The following is a 22,761-nucleotide window of genomic DNA, read 5'->3' on the forward strand; positions in this document are numbered from 1 at the left end:
GAACTCCTCGGCGACATCACGGAGGAGCAGTACGCGACTGCGGTCTCCGTGCTCCAGCGCGTCACCGACAACCTCGCCCAGGGGCTGTTGTGAAGGTTCTGGTCGCGGCAATCCGTTGATGGCCGCGACCAGCACGGTCGCCTCGTGGCGAACGGCAAGCTTCGCGGGCCAGACCACCACCCAAGGCGGCACCCCAACATCCTCACAGTCGTATCTCGTTGCCACCGCGCGGTGGCGCTTGAGGCGATTGATCCCGCATTCAACCGCATGGCGCTCTTTGTAGTCGGCCTTGTCGAACTTGGGCGGGCGACCGCCACGGAAGCCGAGTTTCTTGCGGCTGCGGATCTGGTCGGCCTTCTCCGGGATGGTGCAGCGGATGCCGCGCCTGCGCAGGTAGGCGCGGTTCGCGTGGGAGCCGTACGCCTTGTCGGCGCGGACCCTGTCCGGCTTGTTGCGCGGCCGACCCGTGCCGATACGGGGCACGCGGATGCCCTCCAGGACCGGCTGGAACTGCGGGCTGTCGTGCCGCTGACCGGCGGTGACGGGCAGAGACAGCGGCTTCTGTCCCTGCTCGACCGCCAGGTGAAGCTTCGTTGTCAGCCCACCGCGCGAGCGCCCGAGGCCGTGGTCGTCGGGTTCGCTGCCGACGCCACCGGGAGGCTCCTTCTGCATATCCCCGTTACCTTTTCCACGGCCCCGCTGTTGGGGCTCCGGTCTCCGGGTCCGGTATGACTTGGTCCCCTCGTCGACATGATCGAAAAGGTGGTGTCACCGGGCCGGGAGGCATTGGCAGACCGCTGATCAGGGGCATGACCGCTCACATCCGCACCATGGATGAGCAGGCCTTCGTAACGTGGATGCCGGCACGCTGATGCCGCACGCGAGACCGGGTAGAGGCTGCTGGGGAGGGGCATGAACCACGACGGTGAGATCGACATCTACCTCGGTCTGGACGTTGGCAAGGGCGAACATCACGGCACTGCGCTGACTCCGGCGGGCAAGAAGGTGTTCGACAAGCCGATGCCAAATAATGAATCGCGGCTGCGTGAACTGTTCGAGAAGCTGCAGGCCAAGTACGGCAACGTGCTGGTCGTGGTAGACCAGCCGGCCTCGATGGGTGCTCTCCCACTGGCAGTAGCTCGCGATACGGGCTGTCGGGTTTCCTATCTGCCAGGGCTGACGATGCGGCGCATCGCCGACCTCTACCCGGGCGAGTCGAAGACCGATGCCCGCGATGCGGCGATCATCGCCGATGCCGCCCGCACCATGCCCCACACCCTCCGCGACCTGGCCCCGGACGACGAAACCGTCGCCGAGCTGAACATGCTCGTGGGCTTCGACGACGACCTGGCCGGCGAGGTCACCCGCATCAAGAACCGTCTGCGCGGACTGCTGACCCAGATCCATCCTTCGCTCGAGCGGGTCCTGGGCCCTCGACTGGACCACCCGGCAGTGCTGGTCCTTCTCGAACGACACGGCTCACCAGCCCAGTTACGGAAAGCCGGCAGGCGACGGCTGGTGACCCTGCTGCGACCCAAGGCGCCACGCATGGCAGAACGACTCGTTGCGGACCTCTTCGACGCACTCGACGAGCAGACTGTCGTCGTTCCGGGCACCGAGGCCTCCACGCTGATCGTCCCAAGTCTGACTGTCTCGCTCTCCGCGGTGCTTGACCAGCGCAAAGTCCTTGCCGCAAGGATCGAGGAATTGCTGGAGGCACACCCTCTTTCGCAGGTCCTGACCTAATGGCGGTGCACGACGGTGACGGAGGGCCGGAGGACGTCTGGTCCTGACCCGGAGCTCGACTCCTGCTTCATTGAGGCTGTGCGCAACCTGCCCTCCGTTTCCGGCACGTCGTGATCATCCGCTGGGTAGTGCGTCTTCCGAGCCGCCAGCAAGGAGACCTCTCATCGACACCAGAGCCACCTGCTCCGCATACAGAGCGAGGCCCTTGCCGACCGCTGGGGATGCGAACTGCCAATCGGATGCCGGACCTGCGAGTCCTCCCATTAGGGCGCGGCGTGTCCCTGCACTGGCTCCTGCACCATCTGTGTTCGAGGAGGACCTACTTGAAGATCTTCTGCGGCATCGACTGGGCGGAGGACCACCACGACGTCGCCCTGGTCAACGAGCGGGGCGACCTGGTCGCCAAGCAACGGATCAGCGACGACCTCGCCGGGCTGGAGACCCTGCAACATCTTCTCGCCGAGGCCGGGGACGGGCCCGAGGATCCGATCCCCGTCGCGATTGAGACCTCCCGGGGCCTGCTGGTGGCCTGCTTGCGAGCTACCGGCCGTGCCGTCTATGCCATCAACCCCATGGCGGTCGCTCGTTATCGTGAGCGACGCTCGATGGCACGGGCCAAGTCGGACCATGCGGACGCTCTCGCTCTGGCGAACGTCCTGCGCACGGACGCGGACCACCACCGCCCGCTGCCCGCCGACTCCGAACTCATCCAGGCGATCGCCGTCCTGGCCCGGGCCCAGCAGGATGCGGTTTGGAACCGCCAGCAGCTGGCCAACCAACTCCGGTCCCTGCTGCGCGAGTTCTTCCCGTCCGCACTGGCCGCCTTCCAGGTCAAGAACGTGGGCCTGGCCCACCCGGAGGCCCGCGCTGTCCTCGCCGCAGCTCCCACTCCTGCCACGGCTGCCGCGCTGAGCAAGGCACGGCTCCGCTCTCTTCTGCGCAAGGCCGGCCGCCAGCGCCGTATCGAGACCCGGGCCGAGCACCTCGCCGGGGTCCTGCGTGAGCCGCACATGCGTCAGCTCCCGCGCGTCGAGGAAGCCCTCGGTCAGCAGGTCAGGGCACTTGTCCTGCAACTCGATGCCGCCGCCCAGGCAGCCGACGACCTCGCCGCCGCATGCGCCGAGAGGTTCACTGAACACGAGGACGCGGAGATCATCACCAGCTTCCCCGGCCTTGGTGAACTCACCGGCGCCCGCATCCTGGCCGAGATCGGCGATGACCGGTCCCGGTTCGCCGACGGCCGGGCGCTCAAGGCATACGCAGGCTCGGCCCCCATCACCAGAGCCTCCGGCAAGAGCTTGATCGTCCACCACCGCAAGGTGAAGAACCAGCGACTTGCCGCAGTCGGCTACGTCTGGTCCTTCGCCGCTCTGTCCGGATCCCGCGGAGCTCGCGGCCACTACGACCGCCGTCGAAGTATCGGGGACCGGCACACAGCCGCTCTGCGCAACCTCTTCAACCGGCTCCTCGGCCAACTCCACCACTGTCTCATCACACGCCAGAACTACGACGAGAACACCGCCTTCCCCACCCCGCTACCGGCCGCGGCTTGACGTCATAGACCGATCGGATGTCTCGATGCCCGGCATTGGGGTCAGGACCGCAAATGGCAGACAAGGACGTCACCGAAAGCAGGCCGGGTAGTGTTCAAGGGGGCCTGGAACAGGGGAACAGTAGGCCGCTGATTCAGGGCTGCCCACCGGTCGGACGAAGGGCCGCACCCGCACGCTGTCTCAAGGAGTCAAGATCCGGAACGCCATCTACCGATTCCGGCAAAGTACCGCCGGTCGACCGGACGCGGTGGGCGTGTGACCGGCCGGCCGGCGCCCGCGGTGCTGGCGTCGTCGCTGCGCGTGGGGCTGGGGCTGATCGCGGTCCTCGCCGCGCTGGTGGTCGGCGTGCTCGGGGTCCTGTACGCCGGCCACAGCGAGCCCGGCAGGGTGGACAGGTGGATCATCCGGCCGACGGCGGACAGTGTGCGGCCGCCGTGGCGGTACGTCGCTCTGGCCATGGACTTCTTGGGGGAGCCTGCCGGAGCGGCGACGCTGGTCGTGGCCGCCGTGACGGGCTGCCTCCTGTTTCGGCGTCCTCGCGCAGCGGTGCTCGTCGTTGCCGGCGCTGCCATGACCGTGGGGACGGCGACGCTGCTCAAGCACTTGGTGGGACGCACCATCCACGGCGACGGCAACCTGTCCTATCCGAGCGGGCACACCGCCTTCTTCACCGCACTCGCCCTCATCGTGGCGCTGCTCGCGACGGGCCGGCTCGGCCTCGGCGGGACGGCCGGCACGTCACTCGTGCTCGCCGCGGCGCTGTTGGCCGGCGCCGCGATGGGATGGGCGCAGGTCGCCCTGGGCGCGCACTATCCGACCGATGTCCTCGGTGGCTGGTGCACCGCGCTGGCGGTGATTCCGGCGACCGCGTGGCTGGTCGACAGGATGGCTGACCGGCTGTGCGATCGGATGGCCGACGCCGGTCGGCGGGAGGGTCGCTGACGTCGCGTCATGTCACGCCGAGCGGCGGAACACGGGCTTCACCGGTCGTCCGGCCAGCCAGGGGGTGGGGTCGGCGGCGTCCAGTGCTTTCCGGTACACCGCACATGCCTGGGCCACCACGTCGACGGTGTGATCGATGTCGGCGTCGCTGAGCGCGCTGCTCACCACGAACGACGGGGCGAGCACCCCACCCGTGAGGAGCCGGCGCAGGAACAGGGTGCGGTACTGCTGCGACGGCTGCCGGTTCTCGTCGAGGGTGGCGAAGACCAGGTTGCTGGCCCGGCCCCGGACGACGATGTGGTCGCCGACGCCCATGCCGGCCGCGGCGTCGCGGACACCGGCGGCCAACCGCTCGCCGAGGGCGTGCAGCCGCGCGGTGACGCCCTCTTCGACGTAGGTGGTCTGCACGGCCATCGCGGCTGCCAGGGAGTGCGTTTCCGCACCGTGCGTGGTGGACAGCAGGAACACCCGGTCGCCGGAGTGACGCAGCCCGCCCAGCTCCATCAGCTCGCGGCGCCCGGCCAGCGCGGAGACGGCGAACCCGTTGCCCAGCGCCTTGCCGAACGTGGAGAGGTCGGGGACGACGCCGTACAGGCCCTGGGCGCCCGCCTCGGACCAGCGGAAGCCGGTGATCATCTCATCGAAGATCAGTACGCAGCCGTGCCGGTCGGCCAGCTCGCGCAGGCCGGCGAGGTACCCGGGCGGCGGTTCGGTGTGGGTGGCGGGTTCGAGGATCAGGCAGGCGACCTCGTCCTGGTACCGGGTGAGCAGTTCCTCCGTGGCGGCCAGGTCCCCGTAAGGGAAGGCCACGGTGAGCTCGTTGGTCGCCGCCGGAACACCGGCGGACATCGGCGTGGTGCCGATGAACCAGTCGTCGACGGAGAAGAACGGATGGTCGGCACAGATGGCCACCCGCGGGCGCCCGGTGGCGGCGCGGGCGAGGCGCACCGCGGCGGTGGTGGCGTCGGAGCCGTTCTTCGCGAACTTCACCATCTCGGCGGTCGGCACCGTGGCCAGGAAGCGTTCCGCGGCCTCAACCTCCACGATGGATGGCCGGACGAAGTTGCTGCCGCGGTCGAGTTCCCGCCGCACCGCCTCGATCACGCGTGGGTGGGCGTGGCCGAGGCTCACCGACCGCAGGCCGGAGCCGTACTCGACGTAGCGGTTGCCGTCGATGTCCCACACGTGGGCACCGCGGCCGTGGCTGATGACCGGGGCAAGGTTCTCGGGGTACTGGTCGTCGCCCTTGGCGTAGGTGTGCGCGCCGCCGGGGATCATGGCGTGCAGCCGCTCGTTCGCCGTCCGCGACCGCGGCAGGACGAACTCCCGGGACTCTCCGGTGTCTTCGGTGTCCACGCCGACCTCAACTCTCTTTCTGCTTCAGGGCCTCGGCGAGGCTCGGCGCCTCCCGGTCCCGCTGGGACATCGATGTGACCGGCAGCGGCCACGGAATGGCGAGCTCCGGGTCGTCGAAGGCGATCGTCACGTCCTCGGCCGGATCGTGCGGGCGGTCGATCCGGTACGAGACGTCGGCGGTTTCGGTCAGAGCCTGGAAGCCGTGCGCGCACCCCGCCGGGATGTACAGGGTCGCCTGCGTCTCGTCGGACAGCTCGATGAAGGCCCGGCCCAGGTATGTCGGCGAGTCCGGCCGCAGGTCCACGACGACGTCGAAGATCTGCCCGTACGAGCACCGCACCAGCTTGGCCTCGCCGGTGCCGGAGCGCAGGTGCAGGCCACGCAGCACGCCCCGGACCGAGCGGGACAGGCTGTCCTGGACGAAGGCGTCCGGGTCGAGGCCCACCGAGCGGACCACGTCGGCGTCGAAGGTGCGGCAGAAGAAGCCGCGCTCGTCGGCGTACGGCGTCGGCTCGAAGAGGTACGCACCCGCGATCGCCGGGACTTCGGTCGCTTTCATGGTGCCTCCCGCAGGGCGTGGGTGTGGTCGGTTGCCGGGAACAAGGCCGCGGTCAATGCGGTGAACTGGTGGGCGAGTTGCCGGGCGGCGGCCAGGTTCCGTTCGGTGAGGGTCTGCCGTAGCTCGGCCGACCGCTTCTCCAGCGTCCGGAACTGCTCGAGCAGCCGGTCGGCGTCCACCTCGCGGGCCGGATGGCAGTACGCGCCGAGCCCCATCCGAGCCATGAGCGCATCGCTCTTCGCCGCATAGCTGACTGCGAGCGTCGGCGTGCCGGCCTTCAACGCGCAGATCAGGTTGTGGTACCGGATCGCCACCACGGTGTCGGCAGCCGCCGTCTCCTTCATCAGGTCGGCCAGCGAGGCCGCCTCGGCAGCGGTGACCAGCGGGGAGTCCACCGCGTCGAGGATCGCGGCGACCACCGGCGCGTCGCACTCGTCGCCGGTGAGCAGCCGGACCGGCCTGCCGTCCTCGACCAGCGCGCGGACGAACCGGGTCGTCCCGTCGAGGTAGCGCCGGTGGATCTCCTCGGCCCGGGCGCGGTCGTCGTTGCCGCCGTGGAAGGCCATGACACCGACGCAGACCAGGCCCGGCGGGCCCGCGGGCGCGCTCGCCCGCGGCGTCGGCAGGGCGAACGCGAGGTCCGGGTAGACCTCGTCGCGCGCGGTGTCCACGCCCATCGCCCGGATCGCGTCACGGGACGGGGCGTCCCGGTACGACCGGTACGCGGCGAGCCGCGCCGACCAGCGCACCAGGGCTCGGGTCGGCCGGCTGCCGATCGCGGCGGCGCCGACGCCGACCAGCGCGACCCGGGTGCGCAGCAGCCGGCCGGTCGCGCACAGCAGGAACAGCGAGTACGGGAAGCCCCACGGCCGCAGCGGCAGCGTGGCCTCCAGGACGCCCATGCCCGGCACGATCACCACGTCGTGCCGGCGCACCCAGGCAGCGGTGCGGAAAGCGTCGACGAGTTTGCCCAGACCCTTCGCCGCGATCGCGCCCGCACGCGACGCGGTCCGGTACTCCCCGCGGTACCAGTGCATCCGCGTCGCGGGGATCCCGTACCGGGTCGCGACGACCTCGGGTCCGCCGCACAGCGCGTCCACGACCGCGTCCGGGTGCTCGGCGCGGAGATACCCGAGCACGGCCTCGAGCGACCCGTCGTTGCCGAGGTTGCCGGAGCCGAGCAGGCCGAACACCCCGACGCGCACCGGAGTTTCGTTCGCGGGCTTCATGCCTGCCTCCCCTCGCGGCCGGCGACGAGGGCGTCGACGGAGACGGTGAGCAGGGCCGGGTCGACCGGGGCGCGGTCCTCGACCCGCTCGCCGGCGCCCGGCCGGACCCGGCTGGTCATCCATGCGGCCAGGTGGCGGTAGCACGCGCGCCGGTCGGCCGGGGACAACGGCGCCCGGCGGATCGCCGAGACGAAGCCCCAGACGTACTCGGCGAGCAGTCGGGGCGTCGGATGCAGCGGGCCCGCCCGGCGCGGGTCCAGGTTGACGCACCGGGAGCGCTTGCTCGGGTTCGCCCGCTCGGCGCGGGTGGGGTGGTCGCGGCGGAAGTAGAGTAGCTCCGGCACCTGGTGGAAGGGCCCGTGCAGGGCGATCTCGGCGACGAACGTGCGGTCCGCGTGGTGGTAGCTGTCCATCGGCTTCACCCGGCGCAGCACGTCGGCCCGGATCACCCCGTAGAAGTCGTCGCCACCGGGCTCGAACAGCAGGCTGCGGAAGCGCTCCGGCGGGTGCGGCGAGTCGGTGGCGAGCCCGTACTCGTACGGGACCTTCACCTGGCCGTCGCCGTCGATGACCGCCTGGTCGCTGTGCGCGAGGATCACGTCCGGCCGCTCGTCCAGCGCCTGAACGCAGCGCCGCAGCAGGTCCCGGGCGTACAGGTCGTCGTGCGAGGCCCACTTGAACAGCTCGCCGCGGCACTCGGCGAACACATGGTTGTGGTTCGGCGTGGCGCCGATGTTCCGGGGCAGCCTGATGTACCGGATGCGCGCGTCCTGCGCGGCGTACTTGCGGCAGATGTCCTCGGTCCCGTCGGTCGAGGCGTTGTCGGAGATGACCAGCTCGAAGTCCTCGTAGGTCTGGCCGAGCAGGGCGTCGAGCGATTCGGCCAGGTACTCCTCGCCGTTGTACACGGGCAGGCCGATGCTCAGCCTGGGTCGGGCGGTCATGGCGTCCTCACTTCGGGGATGGAGTCGTGGTGGCGCTCGCGCAGGGCGGACCGCAGGTGCAGCCACCACACGGCCGAGCCGCTGACGGTCGCGGCGGCGACGCCCCAGGCCGAGCCGACCGTGCCGGCGACGGCCGCCCCGCCGAGCCCGCCGCCGACATAGCAGGCGGAGGCGAACAGTTGAGAGCGCAGGCTGCGCCGGGCCGCGCCGAGCGCGCGCAGCCCGGCCGCCGCGCCGGTGCCGAGGCCCGCGCCCGCGACGCCGAGGGTGACCGGCACGATGAGGGCCGCGGCGGAGTGCCAGACATCGCCGAGCACGAACTCGCCGAGCCGGTCCGGCATCAGCAGCAGCGCCCCGCCCCAGAGCAGCGCGGCGGCGGCCTGCCCGCCGCCCAGCAGAAGGCAGAACGAGCCGAGGCGGTGCGGGGCCTGCCGCAGCACCCGGGCCGCCTCCGGGACGGTGACCAGCGAAAGACCCATCAGCACGGCGAGGAACGGGCCGAGCAGGAGCTCGGCGCCCCGCACCGCACCCACCGCGCCGACCCCGACGATCGCGCCGAGCCCGTACGCCCGCAGCTGGCTCGCGCCGCTGAGGCTGACGTTCTCGACCAGGTAGCGGTAGCCGAGATCGCGCTGCTCGCGCAGCCACCCGCGTGCCCCGGTCACCCGGGGCCGGATACCGGACTGGAGGTAGCCGTACCCCGCGGCCACCGTGGCGGACGCGCCCCAGGCGAGCACGAAGGCGGCCACGGTGCCCACGTGGGCCGCCACGACCATGGCCGGGACGAGCGCGACGCCCCATACGACGTCATTGACGAACGCCTTCCGCCCGGAGCCGGCCGCGAAGAACGAGAACCGCCAGGCGTCCTGCAGCAGCAGCCCCGGCAACATGACGCCGAGGCAGACGAACGCGGGCCCCACGCGGCCGCCGAGAGCAAGGCCGACCACCAGACACGCCGCGCCGAGTGCGGCACCGACGCTGAGTGCGGTACCCGACGACCGGGCCACCGCGCCGCGCCAGGACGCGTCCGACACGCCGCTGAAGCGCACCACGAGCGGATCGGTGGCCAGCCCACGGGAGACGTTGAGCACCACGCCGTAGGTCACCCAGGCGAGGCTGAACACGCCGAACGCGGTCACCCCCAGCGAGCGGGCCACGTAGATGCCCACCGCGAAGTTGCTCATGCTGGAGGCCGCCTGGTCGGCCAGCCCCCAGGACAGCCGGCCGACGAGGGCCCGCTTGGCGGATCCGGCCGGTGCCGTCGCCTTCTCCCCCTCGGTGGTCATCGGCGTCATGCCTTGATCAGCCCGGCGCCGTGCAGGGCGCCGGCCGCGGCGGCGACGGTGTCGAACGGCAGCCCGGACCGCTCGGCGACGTCCAGCAGACTGTGCTCGCCGTCGGAGAGGCTGAGCACCCAGAGCATGGCCATCTGGGCCTGCTTCGCGTCGCTGCGGCCGCCGAGCGAGTCGTACAACCCACGTCGGCCCAGCTGCGGTTCGCCGTAGGGGCTGAGGTTGACGTACCGCCGGTTGCGGTCCAGCACGCCGAACGCCTCGCGGCAGACGGCGAGGGTGTCCGCCATCGCCTCCGGGGAGACGAAGTCCAGGTTGTCCGCCGAGGTGTGATACTCGGGGTAACCGGCGTACGGGGTCCGGCTGAGCGAGCCCACGCCGAGATTGAACCCGGGCGAGCAGAACTGCCGCTCGTCGTAGCCGTACGGAGTGAACTCGGTGACGCGGTGCGGGCGTTCGGAGGTGGCCAGCACGCGCCGCATCACCCGGTCGATCTCCGCGTCACCGCGCCTGCTCTGCTTGTACGTCAATGGGCCCGGGTCGCCGGCGCAGGCCAGCACCAGCCCGTGCTTGACCCGTTCCACCCGCTCCGCGTTGCGGGCCAGCCAGGTGATCGCCCCGATGGTGCCGGGCGCGAACAGGAACCGGTAGGTGTGGTACGGCGTCTGCTCCGCCAGCGCCCGGGCCAGGAACGTCGCCACCGCGATGCCGGCCAGGTTGTCGTTGGCCAGCGACGGGTGGCAGACGTGGCAGGAGACGATCACCTCGTCGGAGACCTGCCCGGGGACGATGTGCTCGGCGTAGGTGAGGTGGCCGTCGGTGAGTGTGGAGTCGATGCGCACCTCGTACTCGCCGTCCGGCAGCGCGTCCAATGTCTCCTGAGCCAGACAGAACCCCCATTCCGGCTTGTAGTAGCTGGTGCGGTACGGCACCCAGGCCGGGTGGTCCGGCAGGGTGTGCAGGTGCGCGCGAAGCTCGGCCAGCGGCATGGTCGCCGACACCGGCACGCTGTAGCCGAGCACGTGCAGGCTGGACGCGGCGAAGTCGACGACCCGGTTGCCGGTGGTGTCGGCGATGTACGCGTCCCGGATGTTCCACTCCTTCGGCACCGTCCAGTCGAGCACCTGAGTCCCGGTCGGCACCTCGTGCACCTGCAGCGGAACGTACTCGTCGACGATCTCCAGGGTGGCGCGCACACCGTCGCCGGTGATGCTCCGGCACAGCGGGTACAGCCGCTCCACCAGCGCGTACATCTCTTCGCCGGGCGTGGTCATCGGCTGGTCGCCGGCCGCGGTCACCGGCGCCACCGCAGGGTGCCGTCGACGGCGCCGGCGTCGGACGCCGCCCGCAGCACGGCAAGCCGCGTGAAACGTCGCTCGAAGTCCTCCCGGGTCAGCCCGTGTTTCCGGTAGGCGTCCGCGAGTTCGAGCGCGCCCTGCTTCACCGTCCACTCGCAGTCGAAGCCGGGCACCGCGGCGCGGAACCGGGAGAAGTCCACCCGGTACGAGCGCGGATCGGCACCGGTCTCCCCGGTGATCACGACCTTGGAGCCGGATACGGCCTCGGCGACCTGCTCGGCGATCTCGGCGACCGTGACGTTGTTGGTCTCGCTGCCGATGTTGAACGCCCGGTCGTGCACCGCTTCGCGCGGCGCGGTCAGCGCGGCCGTGAAGGCCCGTGCGATGTCGGCGGCGTGCACCAGCGGGCGCCACGGGGTGCCGTCGGAGAGCACCAGCACCTCGCCGGACAGGAGCGCGTGGCCCACCAGGTTGTTCAGCACGATGTCGGCGCGCAGCCGGGGTGAGTAGCCGAAGGCGGTGGCGTTGCGCATGTACACCGGGCTGAAGTCGCCGTCGGACAGCGCGTGCAGGTCGTCCTCCACCCGCACCTTGGACTCTGCGTACGGCGTCACCGGGCGCAGCGGGGCGTCTTCGGTGACCAGGTCGTCGCCGCCGGCGGCGCCGTAGACCGAGCAGGTCGACGCGTACAGGAAGCGCCGCACTCCGGCGTCGCGGGCCAGCCGGGCCAGCCGCACGGACGCGTGGTGGTTGATGTCGTAGGTGAGCTCCGGCGCCAGCGATCCCAGCGGGTCGTTGGACAGCGCGGCCAGGTGGATCACGGCGTCGACCCCGGCCACGTGTTCTTCCGTGATGTCGCGCAGGTCCACCCGCGGCCCCGGCGGGTCCGCGGGCGGCGGGCCCAGCACGCAGTCGGCGAACAGGCCGGCGTCAAGGCCGACGACCTCGTGCCCGGCGGCGGCAAGGACCGGGGCCATCACGGTGCCCAGATAGCCCTGGTGTCCGGTCAGCAGTACGCGCAAGGTTCAACCCCCCAGGTTGAGCGTGAGTTTGGTGACGGCGAACGCCTCGGCGTATCGCTCGTGGCATTCGATGCCGCGGATCCGCGCAAGCCCGAGGAAGGCCTCCCGGTCGTACCAGGGCCGGTGCCGCTGCGAGGGGTAGTGCTCCTGCAGCAGCCGCACCTTCTGTTCGGCGATCTCCGGCGACAGCGGCTGGTACGCCGCCGGACGGCCGAGATCGCCGTCCCACTTGACGATCTCGTAGCCGAGCACGAGGTGGTCGCGGAAGGCGGTGGGTATCAGCTTCGCCAGGCCGCGGTGATCCTGGTGCGCGTCATCGGTGCGCGGCGCCAGCACCAGATCCGGCTCGGTCTGCGTGCGCAGTTCCTCGACCGCGGCCTTGGCCTCTTCCCAGTGCACGGGCAGCCGTCCGTCCGGCAGCTTGTGCACGGTCAGCCGCAGGTCGGCGCCCGGGCAGAAGGCGGCGAGCGCGGCCTGCTCCTCCTGCTCCCGTTCGCTGCCACCACCGGAGAGCACCAGTGCGTCGACACGGATACCCGGACGTGCGAGGCACATCGCGAGCAGCGTGCCGCCGGCGCCGATGGCGATGTCGTCGCAGTGCGCGCCCACCGCGACGATCCGGTCCAGGCGCCCGGCGCCGAGCCGTATCACGCGGTCCTCGTTCCGGCGGCCGCCCCCGAGCCGTCCCGTTCCCACACGGCCCACGGGCGGTCGCCCCGGGCGTAGGCGTCGTCGAGCGCGGCCCGCTCCTTCACGGTGTCGGTCGGCTTCCAGAAGCCGCGGTGCTGGTGCGCCACCAGCCGGCCGCGCTTGGCCAGTTGGGCGCATCCGTCAGCGACCAGGTCCCCGTTCTCCGGGATGTGGTCGAAGACCTCCTGGCGGAGCACGAAGTAGCCGCCGTTCTCCCACAGCGGCAGTTCGCTCACCGGAGTGATGCCTCCCACCAGGCCGTCCTCGCCGAGGTCCACGCAGTGGAACGACGACTGCGGCGGCACCACCATCATCGACGCACCGGCGTCGCGGCGGGCGAACCGGTCGATCATCTCCGGCAGCGGGGCGTCGGTGAGGACGTCGGCGTAGTTGGCGAGGAACATCTCGTCGCCGTCCAGGTGGTGCCGCACCCGGCGCAGCCGCTCTCCGATCGGTGACTCGATGCCGGTCTGCGCGAACGTGATCGTCCAGTCCGAGATGTCGGTGGACAGCAGCTCGGTCCGCCCGCCTCGCAGGACGAAGTCGTTGGACGTCGTCTCCTCGTAGTTGAGGAAGAAGTCCTTGATGTGGTGAGCCCCGTACCCGAGACACAGGATGAACTCCGTGTGCCCGAAGTGCGCGTAGTAGCGCATGACGTGCCAGATCAGCGGTCGCGGGCCGACCATCGCCATCGGCTTGGGCACGTCGTCCGCGGCACCGCTTCGCATCCGCATCCCGTAACCGCCGCAGAACAGGACGACCTTCATCGCTTGACCTCGACAATGCTCAGTTCCGGGATGGGGAAGACCAGCCGGCCGCCCCAGTCGTGCACGAAGGACAACTGCTCGACCAGTTCGGTGCGCAGGTTCCACGGCAGGACCAGGACGTAGTCCGGCCGGTCGGCCGCTATCTGCTCGGGCGCCAGGATCGGGATGCGGGTGCCGGGGGTGAACCTGCCGTGCTTGTAGGGGTTGCGGTCCACCGTGTACGGGAGCAGGTCGGGCCGGATGCCGCAGTGGTTGAGCAGGGTGTTGCCCTTGCCGGGGGCGCCGTAGCCGACGACCGTCTCGCCGCGCTCGGCCGCCTCGATGAGGAACTTGAGGAGGTCCCGGCGCACCTTGGCCACCCGGGCCGAGAACTCGGTGTACCCGGACAGCTCCTGAAGCCCGGCGGCCTTCTCCCGGGCCAGCACGTCGGTCACCCGCGCGGTGGGCTCGCCGGCCACCTCGGCCGGCCGGGCCCACAGCCGGATGGAGCCGCCGTGCGTGGGCAGCAGCTCGACGTCCACGAGCGTGAGCCCGCCGCTCGCCAGCGCCCGGATCGCGGAGGCGACCGTGTAGTACTGGAAGTGCTCGTGGTAGATCGTGTCGTACTGGTTCTCCTCGATCAGGGTCAGCAGGTGCTGCACCTCGATCGAGACCCAGCCGTCGTCGGCGACCAGCGAGCGAAGCCCGCGGGTGAACCCGATCACGTCGGGGATGTGCGCGTACACGTTGTTGGCCACGACCAGGTCGGCCGGACCGTGCTCGGCGCGGACGGCGGCGCCGGTGTCCGGGTCCAGGAACGCGGTGAGCGTGGGCACGCCCGCGTCCCGCGCCGCGGCGCCGACGTTGACCGACGGCTCGACGCCGAGGCAGCGGATCCCCCGGTCCACCACGTGCCGCAGCAGGTACCCGTCGTTGCTCGCGACCTCGACCACGAACGCGTCGGTGCCGAGGCCCACCCGCTCCACGGCGTCGGCGACGAAGGTGCGCGCGTGCTCCACCCAGGAGGTCGAGTAGGAGGAGAAGTACGCGTACTCCTCGAACGTCTCCTCCGGCGTGATCAGCGCAGGGATCTGCGCGAGCCAGCAGTCGGTGCAGACCCGCAGATGCAGCGGATACGCCGGCTCGGGCCGGTCCAGTCGGTCCGCGGCGAGAAAGCTCTCACATGGTGGCGTCGCCCCGAGATCGACGACGCTCGCCATCGCTTCCGAGCCGCACAGTCGGCATCGTGTCATGTGCTGTCCCCATCCCCCCTGCTCGCACGGGTGTCCCCGCCGCGAGCCGGTGCTGACCGACCCGCGATCGCGGAGCGGTACCCCTCCTCCAGGCGCTTCAGCCCGACGTCCGGACTGAAGCCCTGCTCGTAACGGCGCCGGGCCGCCTGCCCCATCTCCCGGTTGAGCGCCGGATCAGCGGTGATCCGGCGCAGAGCGGACGCCAGCGAGGCGGCCTCGCCCGGCCGGTGCAGCAGCCCGGTCACCCCGTCCTCGACGAGTTCGACGAAGGCGCCGTGACCGGCGGCGACGACCGGCACTCCGGCCGCCATCGCCTCCACGACCACCAGGCCGAACGCCTCCAGCCACGTCGAGGGAGCCACCACGGCCGCCGATCGCGCGACGGCCTCGCGGCACTGCGCCGTGTCGTACAGGCCGACGTAGCGCACGTCGTCCCGGCCCGCCGCCCAGGCGGTCACCTCCGGCTCCAGCGGCCCCGTGCCGGCGATCACCAGCGGCATGCCCGGCCCGCCGCCGGAGGCGAGCTCGTCCCATGCGGCCATGAGCAGCCGCACGCCCTTGGCCTCCGCCAGCCGGCCGAGGAAGAGCACGTGCTCGCCGGGGCCCGCGCGCCTCACGCCCGGCTCCGGCACGAAGTTGTGCTTGACCGCCAGCCGCTCGGCCGGCATGCCGGCCCCCGCCAGGACGTCGCGCTGCGCCGCGGAGATGCAGAAGAACCGCTCCACGCCGGACCACCACCGCCGCCGGTTGACCGCCAGGCCGACCGCGAGCGGCACCGTCGCCAGCCGGGAGTTCCGGTAGCAGCCGTGCCGGACGGCGGGCAGCGGCGAGGACCCCAAGCACTGCGTGCACGGCCGGCCGTCCCGCTGCAGGGTGCCGGGCGGACAGACCTGCGTGTAGTTGTGCAGCGTGGCCACGGCGGGCACACCCGCGTCTGCGCACGCCGCCAACACCGCCGGCGACAGCAGCGGGAAGACGTTGTGGACGTGCACCACGTCCGGCCGCTCCGCGCGCAGCTTCGCGGCCAGCTCCGAGCGGACCGCCGGGTTCCACGGCACCAGCAGCGGCACCGCGGCCTTGCCCAGCAGGGACCGGGCGGCGATGTCGTCGCTGCGCCGCTCGAACATCTCGACCCGGTGGCCGGCCCCGCGCAGCAGAGCCACCTCCTGGTCGACGACCTTGTTCTCCCCGCTCGGCTGCGCCGAGGCGTAGCGGTTGTGCACCACGAGGACGTGCATGCTCAGATCGCCTCCGATCTCAGGGCCCATCGCGGGACGCGCCGGCGACGGACTTCGGGCGTCGAGAGGGGAGGGGCCGCGGCAGGTGCCGCCAGCAGCGAGGCGGCCACGGCCAGATGCAGGAGATACGGCGAGGCGTCGCCCAGCCCCGCCTCGGTGTACGACGCGATCGCGCAGTAGCTGATCAGGAAGATCGCGCAGGCCCTCGACAGCGACGGTGGCCGCAGCAACGCGACGCCGCCCAGCACGATGATGATCGTCGCCACGAGGGCGACGCCGGCCAGACCCTGTTCGTGGAAAACGGCCAGCCAGCTGTTGTCGATCGGCAGCCCGCCGAACGACTTGTCGCCCAGGCCCGTGCCGAACAGCTGCTCCGAGGCCGTCCGGGGCGCTGCCAGCAGGGCGTCCCAGACCTTGGCCCGACCGGTGAGGCTGGAGAAGTTCTCCTTGCTCTGTCCGCGCAAGAACCACGCCTGCAGCGCGGAGCCGAGCGCGACCGCGGCCACGGCGGCGCACAGCACCGCCCAGGCGAAGAACCGGCGGGCGGCGGCGCTGGTCAGGACGAGCGAGCCGATCGCCAACGCCAGCCCGATGAGCAGGCCGAGCGTGGCCGTCCGGGTATGGGTCAGGGCGAGCAGGACGAGTGAGGGCACGATGACCACCGCCGCGCTGGTCCTGTCGGTCCGGCGGCCCAGTACGAGCAGCACGGTGAGCCCGATGATCACCGCGGCGTACTGTCCGATCTGCGGCGGGGTGAGCGGCCACAACGCGCCGACCAGCCGCCCGCCGTAGAGCTCGGGCATGGCCGCGCCCGGTGAGACGATCAGGCCGGCGGCCACCGACCCGAGCACGGCGAAGTACATCCGGATGTGGTGGCGGACGAACGTCAGGCCGCCGTTCCACCAGCGGCTGAGCAGCCACAGCGTGCCGACGAAGAGAGCCAGCCGGGCGCAGCGGAACAGCGCGCCGAACCCGGACTCCAGGTTCGCGCTGGAGATCACGCTCGGCACCAGCAGCAGGGTGAGCAGGAACACGTAGGCGCTGGCTCGGATGCGCAGCCGGAGATTGACCGCCAGCGCCAGCGCGAACGCGGCGACCAGCGCCCCCATGGTGACCATCTGGATGAGGGAGCGGGGCAGCGGGATGATGGTCTTCGCTCCGGCGGAGCCGAGCGTGTTGAGGACCAGCAGCCCCCAGACGATCCCAACGGTCTTAGGTGTGTCCTCGCCCACCTCAACCACCGGCCCGTGGGTCGAAGGCGCTGCCCGCGTCCTGCCGGTACGGCGTGCCCTGCCACTGCCCGTAGTCGAGTGTCCGGCTCGGGTCGTGGGCGACGAACTTCCATGGTCCGAGGTAGACGTTGTCGTGCCAGCGGTTGTGCTGCTTGCGGGTGATCGCCTCGGCCACCCGCTCGCCCTGGTACGGCGACCAGTCCGGATAGGTGCCGTAGTTGGCCAGCACCGCCATCCGGTCGCAGTTCACCGTGCAGCCGACGACGGACTTGTCCAGCACGAAGCGGTTGCCGTGGATGTCCACCCGCTGGGTCTTCCACCGGCAGTCGGCGTAGAGCGGTGCGGTGGCGATCGCCGGCTGTGCGCAGCGGTCGGTGTCCTTCACCAGCAACGTGCAGTCACCGGACGAGGTGTTGGCCGGGCTGTTGCAGAACCGGTCGGCGTTTTCCCACAGGGTGATCCCGGACCAGTTGTTCTCCAGTACGTTCCCGTAGATCTCGATCTTGTCCGTGCGGGCTCGGATCCGTGGTTCGCCGCCGGACTCGGACAGGTAGACGGTCGCGAACGGGAAGTTGTCGCCGCGGTCGGCGTACCTGCGGCCCTCGACCCAGTTGTTCCGCCGGATCGTGTTCTTCCGGATGACCGCGTTGTAGCTGGTCTCGTAGATCAGCGCGGCACCTTCGTTGGCCTCGAGCACGTTGTCCTCGATACGGAAGTCGTTGTTGTTGGTGTCCGCCCACAACCCGGCTCCGCGGTTGTCGTGCACCCAGTTGCCGCGTACATCGGCGCCGTTGACGGCCCAGAACTTCACGCCTCCGGTGCAACCGCAGCCCGGCCGCCGCCGCTCCCAGCCGTCCCTGTTGTTGCCCACGATCTCGTTGCCCTCGACCACCAGGCCGCGGACAGGGCCACCGGCCTTGTACGCGTTCATGCCGTACTGTCCGTTGCCGCGCAGGCAGCTGGCGCGGACCCGCTGGTGGGCACCGGCCATCAGCCCGGCGCCGGAGTTGTTCTGGATCGTCGCGTGCTCGATCACCCACCCGTCGGCCGAGTCATGGTTGACCACGCCTTCGTTCTGCGGCGCGACGAAACCTTGCACGGTCAGATAGCGGATGCTGACGTCGCGGGCGGTGCCGCCGAACGCGTACTGGTTCTTCTGCCGGCCGTCGAGCACCGCGCCCGGCGCACCGAGATAGCGGTTCCCCTCCTTCGGGACGACCTGGGCATAGCGGTCCGGGTCGAGCCTGTGCTTGCCCGGTCGAAGCCAGAACGTGGTGTTCGGGGGGTTTCTCTTGGTCTTCGCTGCCAGGTCACCGACCACCGCGGGGTCGACCGTCACCGCGCCCGCCGGTGCCTTCGCCGGCCCGGCCGCGGGTTCGGCGCACACCCGGGCCACGGATCGGGCCGCGGACGTGGACGGCGCAGCCGCCGGCTCCGCTGCCCGGGCGCCCGGCGTGCTCTCACAGCCGGTCGCCGCCAGCAGGGCCAGCGCCAGCGGTGCCGCCGCCAACGCCCAAGGCCGCCTCTCGATCCCCACGCGCCCCCCTTAGCCGCGGAACCTGAGTACGGTGGTGAAGCCCTCCGCGCCGTCGGTGAAACCGGTGCCGACCAGCGTGGTGGTGGGTTCCTTGCGCCCGAAGCCGGCGGAGTACCAGCCCAGCGGCGGGTCGCTCTCGCCGCGATGCACCCGCCAGGACAGCTGCCCGGGCAGCTCGAGCACCGCGGAGCGGTCCTCACCGTCCCGGGTCCAGGTGAGCACGGCCCGGTTGTCCGCCAGGTCCGCGGCGATCGCCGGCCCGAGGTGGAACGCCAGGTGCGCGGCCCGGCGCGGGCCGCGCACCTCGTCCACCACCCTCAGCTCCTGGCTCGCGGCCGTCAGCTCCACCCGGCGGCGGTGCACGGAGCGCTGGTAACCGTCGTGCTCGGCACACCAGCGGGCCATACCCTCGTCGGATGTGTCCGCGACCAGGACGCGGCTCTTGGCATGCCGGGTCCACAGGAACGGGCCGCCGGAGACGGACTGGTCACCGCCGTCCAACTGCACGGTGTTGTGGCCGAGGGTCGACCGGAAGTACTGCCGCCACTCGGGCTGCCCGTGGTAGCAGTACGTCCCCGGGTCGGCGAGCACGTCGACCCCGTCGTGCCGGACCTCCACGGACAGCGCGTCCGCGTGGGCATGTGCGGCGATGGACAGGAAGCCGTGCGGGCCGCCGTCGCAGCGGCACCAGATCTCCGCCGGACCGCGCAGGATGGTCATGCCCGCGTCGGCGAAATGGGCCGGTCGGCTTGCCGGGCGAGATACGGAGAGTTCAGTGGGCTTGATGAGGGCGGCCAGCAGCGGGGTGCGCACATCGGTGCCGGTCACCGTCGGCCACCAGGCGAGCCGGCCGAACACGGCGTCCCCGGTGGCCAGCAGTGAGGCCCAGCGGTCGGTGCCCGCGCCGTCCACGACCAGACCGTGCCCGTCGTCCGCGTCCCCCTGGCGCGGCGGCCGCAGGTGGCTGTCCACGATGGCCGCGAGCGCGTCGGTCATCCGCAGCAGCACCAACCGGATCGACGCGGGGACCGGCACGCCGGCGGCATCCGCCTCCGCCACCGCGGCCAGGCCGAGCTCCAGCACCAGTCCGTGATACTCGGTGGCCAGCTCGCGGTTGAGGCCGGAGTCGAACGTGTTGCCGCGCAGGTGCCGCTCCAGCGACCGCAGCGCGTCGGCTCGCCAGCGCGCCGAGGAGGGAAACCACCCGAACGCGCAGGCCGCGGCGAACTGCCCGGCGGCCTCGGCGATGACGTGGTTGTTCGCCGACGACCCCCGGCTGGGGAAGGCGGACAGCCAGCGCTGGTGGTGCCAGATCTGGTTCAGCGCCACCGGGTTGCCCTCGAACAGTCCGGCCGCGCCCGGCCAGCCGTCGAGGAGCCGGCGGATCCACACCCAGGACAGCAAACGGATCCCCAGCTCGATGCCGCTGGTCCAGTGCACTCCGCGCAGCGGCGGGTTGGCCGCCCACCACGACCGCAGGTGCTCGGCCACCCGCTCGGCGTACCGCTCGTTCCCGGTGATCGCGTAGGCGGCGGCGAGCTGGGTGAGGTACTGATGCCGGGACAGCTCCCAGATCTGCTTGATGTCCCCGACCGCGTCCTCGTTCCGGTACGGCACGTCGAAGGCGTAGCCCGCCGGAGCCCGGCGCCCGGTCTTCGGGTCGTACCACCAGTCCGGGTCGGCCAAGTCGTCGCGGACCACCCCGAAATACTCGGCGTGCCCGGCCGTCAGCCGGTCCGCCTCGGCGACGAGGCGTTTCGCGGCGTCCGGCGGCACCGCGGCGATCGCCCCGGCGGGCAGGACCGCGGTGAACCGGGCGCCGGTCACGCTCGGGCAGTCCGGCCGCGCCGACCGCCACCACCGCCTGCGCACCGCGTCGCCCACCCGGCCGCCGACCTCCCGCAGTCCCATCCGGGACAGCCGCCGCAGGTACCAGCCCGCGCTCATGGTCATCGCGCCCCCGCCAACGTCACCGGCGCGCCGCCCGCCAGGCCGGCCTGCACGGCGAGGGTGGCCGCCGTGGTGGCGACCAGCGACTGAAGCGGCACCGGCATCGGCCCGCCGGTCCGCACGGCCTTGATGAACGCGGCCAGTTCGGCGTTCTGGCCCTTGTCCCGGGCCTTGGGCAGCCGCGAACTGACCCACCGCTTGCGGCCGTAGACCGAGGCACGCACGAAGTCGTCGAGCCGCAGCACCTTGCCGTCCGCGACCAGGTCCAGCGTCTCCTTGGGAAAGCCGGCCGCGCCGGTGGTGACGTAGCTGATGGTGGCGGTGGACCCGTCCGGGTAGCGCAGCACGACCTGCAGGTCCTCGTTGCCGGACGTGCCGACCGCGTACACCGAGGTCGGATCGGCCCCGAGCAGCCAGCTCGCCGTGTCGATGAAGTGCCCGCCCTCGCCGGCGAACCGCGAGCCCTCGGTGCCCTGTTGGAGGTACCAGCTGCCGTGCTGCAGCCGGCCCGCGTTGACCAGGTAGCGGAGGCTGGCCGGACCGGTCCGGGCGCCGAACCGCTCCCTGGCCTCCCGCAGCAGCGGCGCGAACCGGCGGTTGAAGCCCACCAGCAGCCGGTCGTTGCCGGACTTCTCCACCGCCGTGAGCACACCGGCCAGCTCGTCCTCGGTGAGGGCCAGGGGCTTCTCCACGAACACCGCCTTGCCGGCCAGCAGCGCCTTCTGCGTCAGGTCGGCGTGCGAGCTGTGGCGGGTGACCACGAACACCGCGTCGATGGACGAGTCACCGAGCACGGCGTCGAGATCGGTGGTGGCCTCGGCGAAGCCGAACTTCCGCTGCGCGTTGGCCCCGGACAGCGCCGTCGTGGTGACGACCGTGGACAACTCGACGCCGTCGCGCTGTGCCAGGTGCGGCAGCAGCATCGACGTCGCGTAGTTCCCCGCGCCGACGAACGCGAGCCGCACCGGTGTCTTGGCGGCCCGGGCCGGACTCCGCTTGACGTTCACCGCGGGCACGGCCACCGCAGGGGCCGCCGCCTCCGCCGTGTGGTCGGGGTAGCGGAACAGCACGGCCACGGCCTTCAGGTCGCCGTCCTTCAGGCGCTGGTACGTCTCGACGGCGTCGTCGAATTCGGCGATGTGGGAGACCAGGGGCTCCACGTCGACTCTGCCGCGGGCGAGGAGATCGAGGAAACACGCCAGGTTGCGGCGCTCGGTCCAGCGCACGTAGCCGATCGGGTAGTCCCGGCCCCCGAGCTCGTACTCCGGGTCGTAACGCCCGGGGCCGTAGGAGCGGGAGAACCGGACATCGAGCTCCTTCTCGTAGTACGCGTTCCACGGCAGGTCCAGGCGGCACTTGCCGATGTCGACGACCCGGCCGCGGTCCCGGCTCATCCGGGCGGCCAGCTCGACCGGCTCGTTGCTGCCGCCGCCGGCGGCCAGGTACACCTGGTCCACGCCGTGACCGCCGGTGAGTTCGGCGACGGCGGTCTCCACGGCCGCGGAGGCCGGGTCGCCGCAGGCCGCCGCGCCCAGGCGCTCGGCGAGCTCGCAGCGCGCCGGGTCGGGATCGGCGCCGATGACCCGGACCCCGGATGCGGCCAGCAGCTGCACCACCAGCTGTCCGATCAGTCCGAGGCCGACGACCAGTGCCACTTCACCGAGCTGTGACTCGCCCTGGCGGACGCCCTGCAACGCGATCGACCCGACGGTGCCGAAGGCGGCGTGCCGTGGCGCGAGGCCGTCCGGCACCCGTGCGTAGAGGTTCTTCGGCACCCAGTTCAGCTCGGCGTGCAACGCGTGCTCATTGCCGGCGCAGGCGACGAGGTCACCGACCGCCACATCGTCGATCCCGGCGCCGACCTGCTCGACCACCCCGCACAGCGAGTAGCCCAGCGGCGTGTAGGAGTCCAGCTTGCCCATCACCTTGCGGTAGGTGGCGGGCACCCCGTTGGTGGCCACGCTCTGCATGACCTTGGCCACCTGGTCCGGCCGGGAGCGGGCCTTGCCCAGCATCGACATGCCGGCCTCGGAGACCTTCATGAGCTCGGTCCCGGTGGAGATCAGCGAGTAGGCGCTGCGGACCAGCACACCGCCCGGCTTGCACCCCGGCACCGGCACGTCGAGCACCGCCAGCTCGCCGCTCTTGTAGTTCTGCACAACCTGTTTCACCCG

17 protein-coding genes and 2 pseudogenes are annotated in these 22,761 nt (G+C 71.3%); 3 read left to right on the forward strand and 16 right to left on the reverse strand.

What is annotated here, in order from left to right:
• Positions 1 to 207: 207 nt before the first annotated feature.
• A pseudogene (locus ACZ7DL_RS32345) lies at positions 208 to 621 on the reverse strand (IS5 family transposase); the annotation flags it as partial.
• A gap of 291 nt (positions 622 to 912) precedes the next feature.
• On the opposite strand from ACZ7DL_RS32345, the pseudogene ACZ7DL_RS32350 reads away from it, so the two are divergent.
• The 3 genes and pseudogenes from ACZ7DL_RS32350 to ACZ7DL_RS32360 all read left to right on the forward strand — a co-directional run.
• Positions 913 to 1,743: pseudogene (locus ACZ7DL_RS32350) on the forward strand (IS110 family transposase); the annotation flags it as partial.
• A gap of 326 nt (positions 1,744 to 2,069) precedes the next feature.
• Positions 2,070 to 3,299 (forward strand): IS110 family RNA-guided transposase, encoded by a 1,230-nt coding sequence (locus ACZ7DL_RS32355; RefSeq protein ID WP_470779650.1) that lies wholly within the window; start codon positions 2,070 to 2,072, stop codon positions 3,297 to 3,299.
• A 255-nt stretch (positions 3,300 to 3,554) separates the two neighbouring features.
• Complete coding sequence (locus tag ACZ7DL_RS32360) at positions 3,555 to 4,241, forward strand: phosphatase PAP2 family protein (RefSeq protein ID WP_470779653.1); 687 nt, start codon at positions 3,555 to 3,557, stop codon at positions 4,239 to 4,241.
• Positions 4,242 to 4,253: 12 nt separating this feature from the next.
• Here ACZ7DL_RS32360 and ACZ7DL_RS32365 read toward each other — a convergent pair whose 3' ends face one another.
• From ACZ7DL_RS32365 to ACZ7DL_RS32435, 15 genes are read right to left on the reverse strand one after another with little or no spacing between them, the layout of a single operon-like run.
• On the reverse strand, positions 4,254 to 5,597 hold the full coding sequence (locus tag ACZ7DL_RS32365; protein ID WP_470779655.1) for a glutamate-1-semialdehyde 2,1-aminomutase: 1,344 nt from the start codon (positions 5,595 to 5,597) through the stop codon (positions 4,254 to 4,256).
• Between the two features lie 7 nt (positions 5,598 to 5,604).
• A complete protein-coding gene (gene rfbC / locus ACZ7DL_RS32370; protein ID WP_470779657.1) occupies positions 5,605 to 6,156 on the reverse strand; it encodes a dTDP-4-dehydrorhamnose 3,5-epimerase in 552 nt (183 codons plus the stop codon).
• Positions 6,153 to 7,385: a polysaccharide pyruvyl transferase family protein gene (locus ACZ7DL_RS32375; RefSeq protein WP_470779659.1), complete on the reverse strand. Its 1,233-nt coding sequence runs from the start codon at positions 7,383 to 7,385 to the stop codon at positions 6,153 to 6,155. Before ACZ7DL_RS32375 ends, rfbC begins: the two co-directional genes overlap by 4 nt.
• Positions 7,382 to 8,329 (reverse strand): glycosyltransferase family 2 protein, encoded by a 948-nt coding sequence (locus ACZ7DL_RS32380; protein WP_470779660.1) that lies wholly within the window; start codon positions 8,327 to 8,329, stop codon positions 7,382 to 7,384. Before ACZ7DL_RS32380 ends, ACZ7DL_RS32375 begins: the two co-directional genes overlap by 4 nt.
• Positions 8,326 to 9,615, reverse strand: coding sequence for a hypothetical protein (locus ACZ7DL_RS32385; protein ID WP_470779807.1), 1,290 nt, complete (start codon positions 9,613 to 9,615; stop codon positions 8,326 to 8,328). The genes ACZ7DL_RS32380 and ACZ7DL_RS32385 overlap by 4 nt, the downstream gene beginning before the upstream one ends.
• Before the next feature lie 5 nt (positions 9,616 to 9,620).
• Entirely contained in the window at positions 9,621 to 10,895 is a 1,275-nt protein-coding gene (locus ACZ7DL_RS32390; RefSeq protein ID WP_470779808.1) for a DUF4910 domain-containing protein, read from the reverse strand.
• Positions 10,896 to 10,915: 20 nt separating this feature from the next.
• Positions 10,916 to 11,941, reverse strand: coding sequence for an NAD-dependent epimerase/dehydratase family protein (locus tag ACZ7DL_RS32395; RefSeq protein ID WP_470779662.1), 1,026 nt, complete (start codon positions 11,939 to 11,941; stop codon positions 10,916 to 10,918).
• Between the two features lie 3 nt (positions 11,942 to 11,944).
• Positions 11,945 to 12,592, reverse strand: coding sequence for a PIG-L deacetylase family protein (locus ACZ7DL_RS32400; protein WP_470779663.1), 648 nt, complete (start codon positions 12,590 to 12,592; stop codon positions 11,945 to 11,947).
• Entirely contained in the window at positions 12,589 to 13,398 is an 810-nt protein-coding gene (locus ACZ7DL_RS32405; protein ID WP_470779665.1) for a glycosyltransferase family protein, read from the reverse strand. Before ACZ7DL_RS32405 ends, ACZ7DL_RS32400 begins: the two co-directional genes overlap by 4 nt.
• A complete protein-coding gene (locus ACZ7DL_RS32410) occupies positions 13,395 to 14,630 on the reverse strand; it encodes a class I SAM-dependent methyltransferase (protein WP_470779667.1) in 1,236 nt (411 codons plus the stop codon). The genes ACZ7DL_RS32405 and ACZ7DL_RS32410 overlap by 4 nt, the downstream gene beginning before the upstream one ends.
• Positions 14,627 to 15,868, reverse strand: coding sequence for a glycosyltransferase (locus ACZ7DL_RS32415; protein WP_470779671.1), 1,242 nt, complete (start codon positions 15,866 to 15,868; stop codon positions 14,627 to 14,629). The genes ACZ7DL_RS32410 and ACZ7DL_RS32415 overlap by 4 nt, the downstream gene beginning before the upstream one ends.
• A 2-nt stretch (positions 15,869 to 15,870) precedes the next feature.
• A complete protein-coding gene (locus ACZ7DL_RS32420) occupies positions 15,871 to 17,109 on the reverse strand; it encodes an O-antigen ligase domain-containing protein (RefSeq protein ID WP_470779673.1) in 1,239 nt (412 codons plus the stop codon).
• The gene (locus ACZ7DL_RS32425; RefSeq protein ID WP_470779675.1) at positions 17,102 to 18,637 is read right to left on the reverse strand and encodes a right-handed parallel beta-helix repeat-containing protein; all 1,536 of its coding nucleotides are present in this window, start codon (positions 18,635 to 18,637) and stop codon (positions 17,102 to 17,104) included. The genes ACZ7DL_RS32420 and ACZ7DL_RS32425 overlap by 8 nt, the downstream gene beginning before the upstream one ends.
• Positions 18,638 to 18,646: 9 nt before the next feature.
• Positions 18,647 to 20,590, reverse strand: a complete 1,944-nt coding sequence (locus ACZ7DL_RS32430) for a heparinase II/III family protein (RefSeq protein ID WP_470779678.1) — start codon at positions 20,588 to 20,590, stop codon at positions 18,647 to 18,649.
• Positions 20,587 to 22,758 (reverse strand): bi-domain-containing oxidoreductase, encoded by a 2,172-nt coding sequence (locus tag ACZ7DL_RS32435; RefSeq protein WP_470779680.1) that lies wholly within the window; start codon positions 22,756 to 22,758, stop codon positions 20,587 to 20,589. The genes ACZ7DL_RS32430 and ACZ7DL_RS32435 overlap by 4 nt, the downstream gene beginning before the upstream one ends.
• Positions 22,759 to 22,761 lie beyond the last annotated feature (3 nt).

This window comes from Streptomyces sp. NPDC036984 (assembly GCF_055607665.1).

What these genes read in the sequence shown, in the direction of transcription:
- rfbC (WP_470779657.1), bottom strand. Translation starts at nt 6,156, where the DNA reads ATGAAAGCGACCGAAGTCCCGGCGATCGCGGGTGCGTACCTCTTCGAG.
- ACZ7DL_RS32375 (WP_470779659.1), bottom strand. Translation starts at nt 7,385, where the DNA reads ATGAAGCCCGCGAACGAAACTCCGGTGCGCGTCGGGGTGTTCGGCCTG.
- ACZ7DL_RS32380 (WP_470779660.1), bottom strand. Translation starts at nt 8,329, where the DNA reads ATGACCGCCCGACCCAGGCTGAGCATCGGCCTGCCCGTGTACAACGGC.
- ACZ7DL_RS32385 (WP_470779807.1), bottom strand. Translation starts at nt 9,615, where the DNA reads ATGACCACCGAGGGGGAGAAGGCGACGGCACCGGCCGGATCCGCCAAG.
- ACZ7DL_RS32390 (WP_470779808.1), bottom strand. Translation starts at nt 10,895, where the DNA reads ATGACCACGCCCGGCGAAGAGATGTACGCGCTGGTGGAGCGGCTGTAC.
- ACZ7DL_RS32405 (WP_470779665.1), bottom strand. Translation starts at nt 13,398, where the DNA reads ATGAAGGTCGTCCTGTTCTGCGGCGGTTACGGGATGCGGATGCGAAGC.
- ACZ7DL_RS32410 (WP_470779667.1), bottom strand. Translation starts at nt 14,630, where the DNA reads ATGACACGATGCCGACTGTGCGGCTCGGAAGCGATGGCGAGCGTCGTC.
- ACZ7DL_RS32415 (WP_470779671.1), bottom strand. Translation starts at nt 15,868, where the DNA reads ATGCACGTCCTCGTGGTGCACAACCGCTACGCCTCGGCGCAGCCGAGC.
- ACZ7DL_RS32430 (WP_470779678.1), bottom strand. Translation starts at nt 20,590, where the DNA reads ATGACCATGAGCGCGGGCTGGTACCTGCGGCGGCTGTCCCGGATGGGA.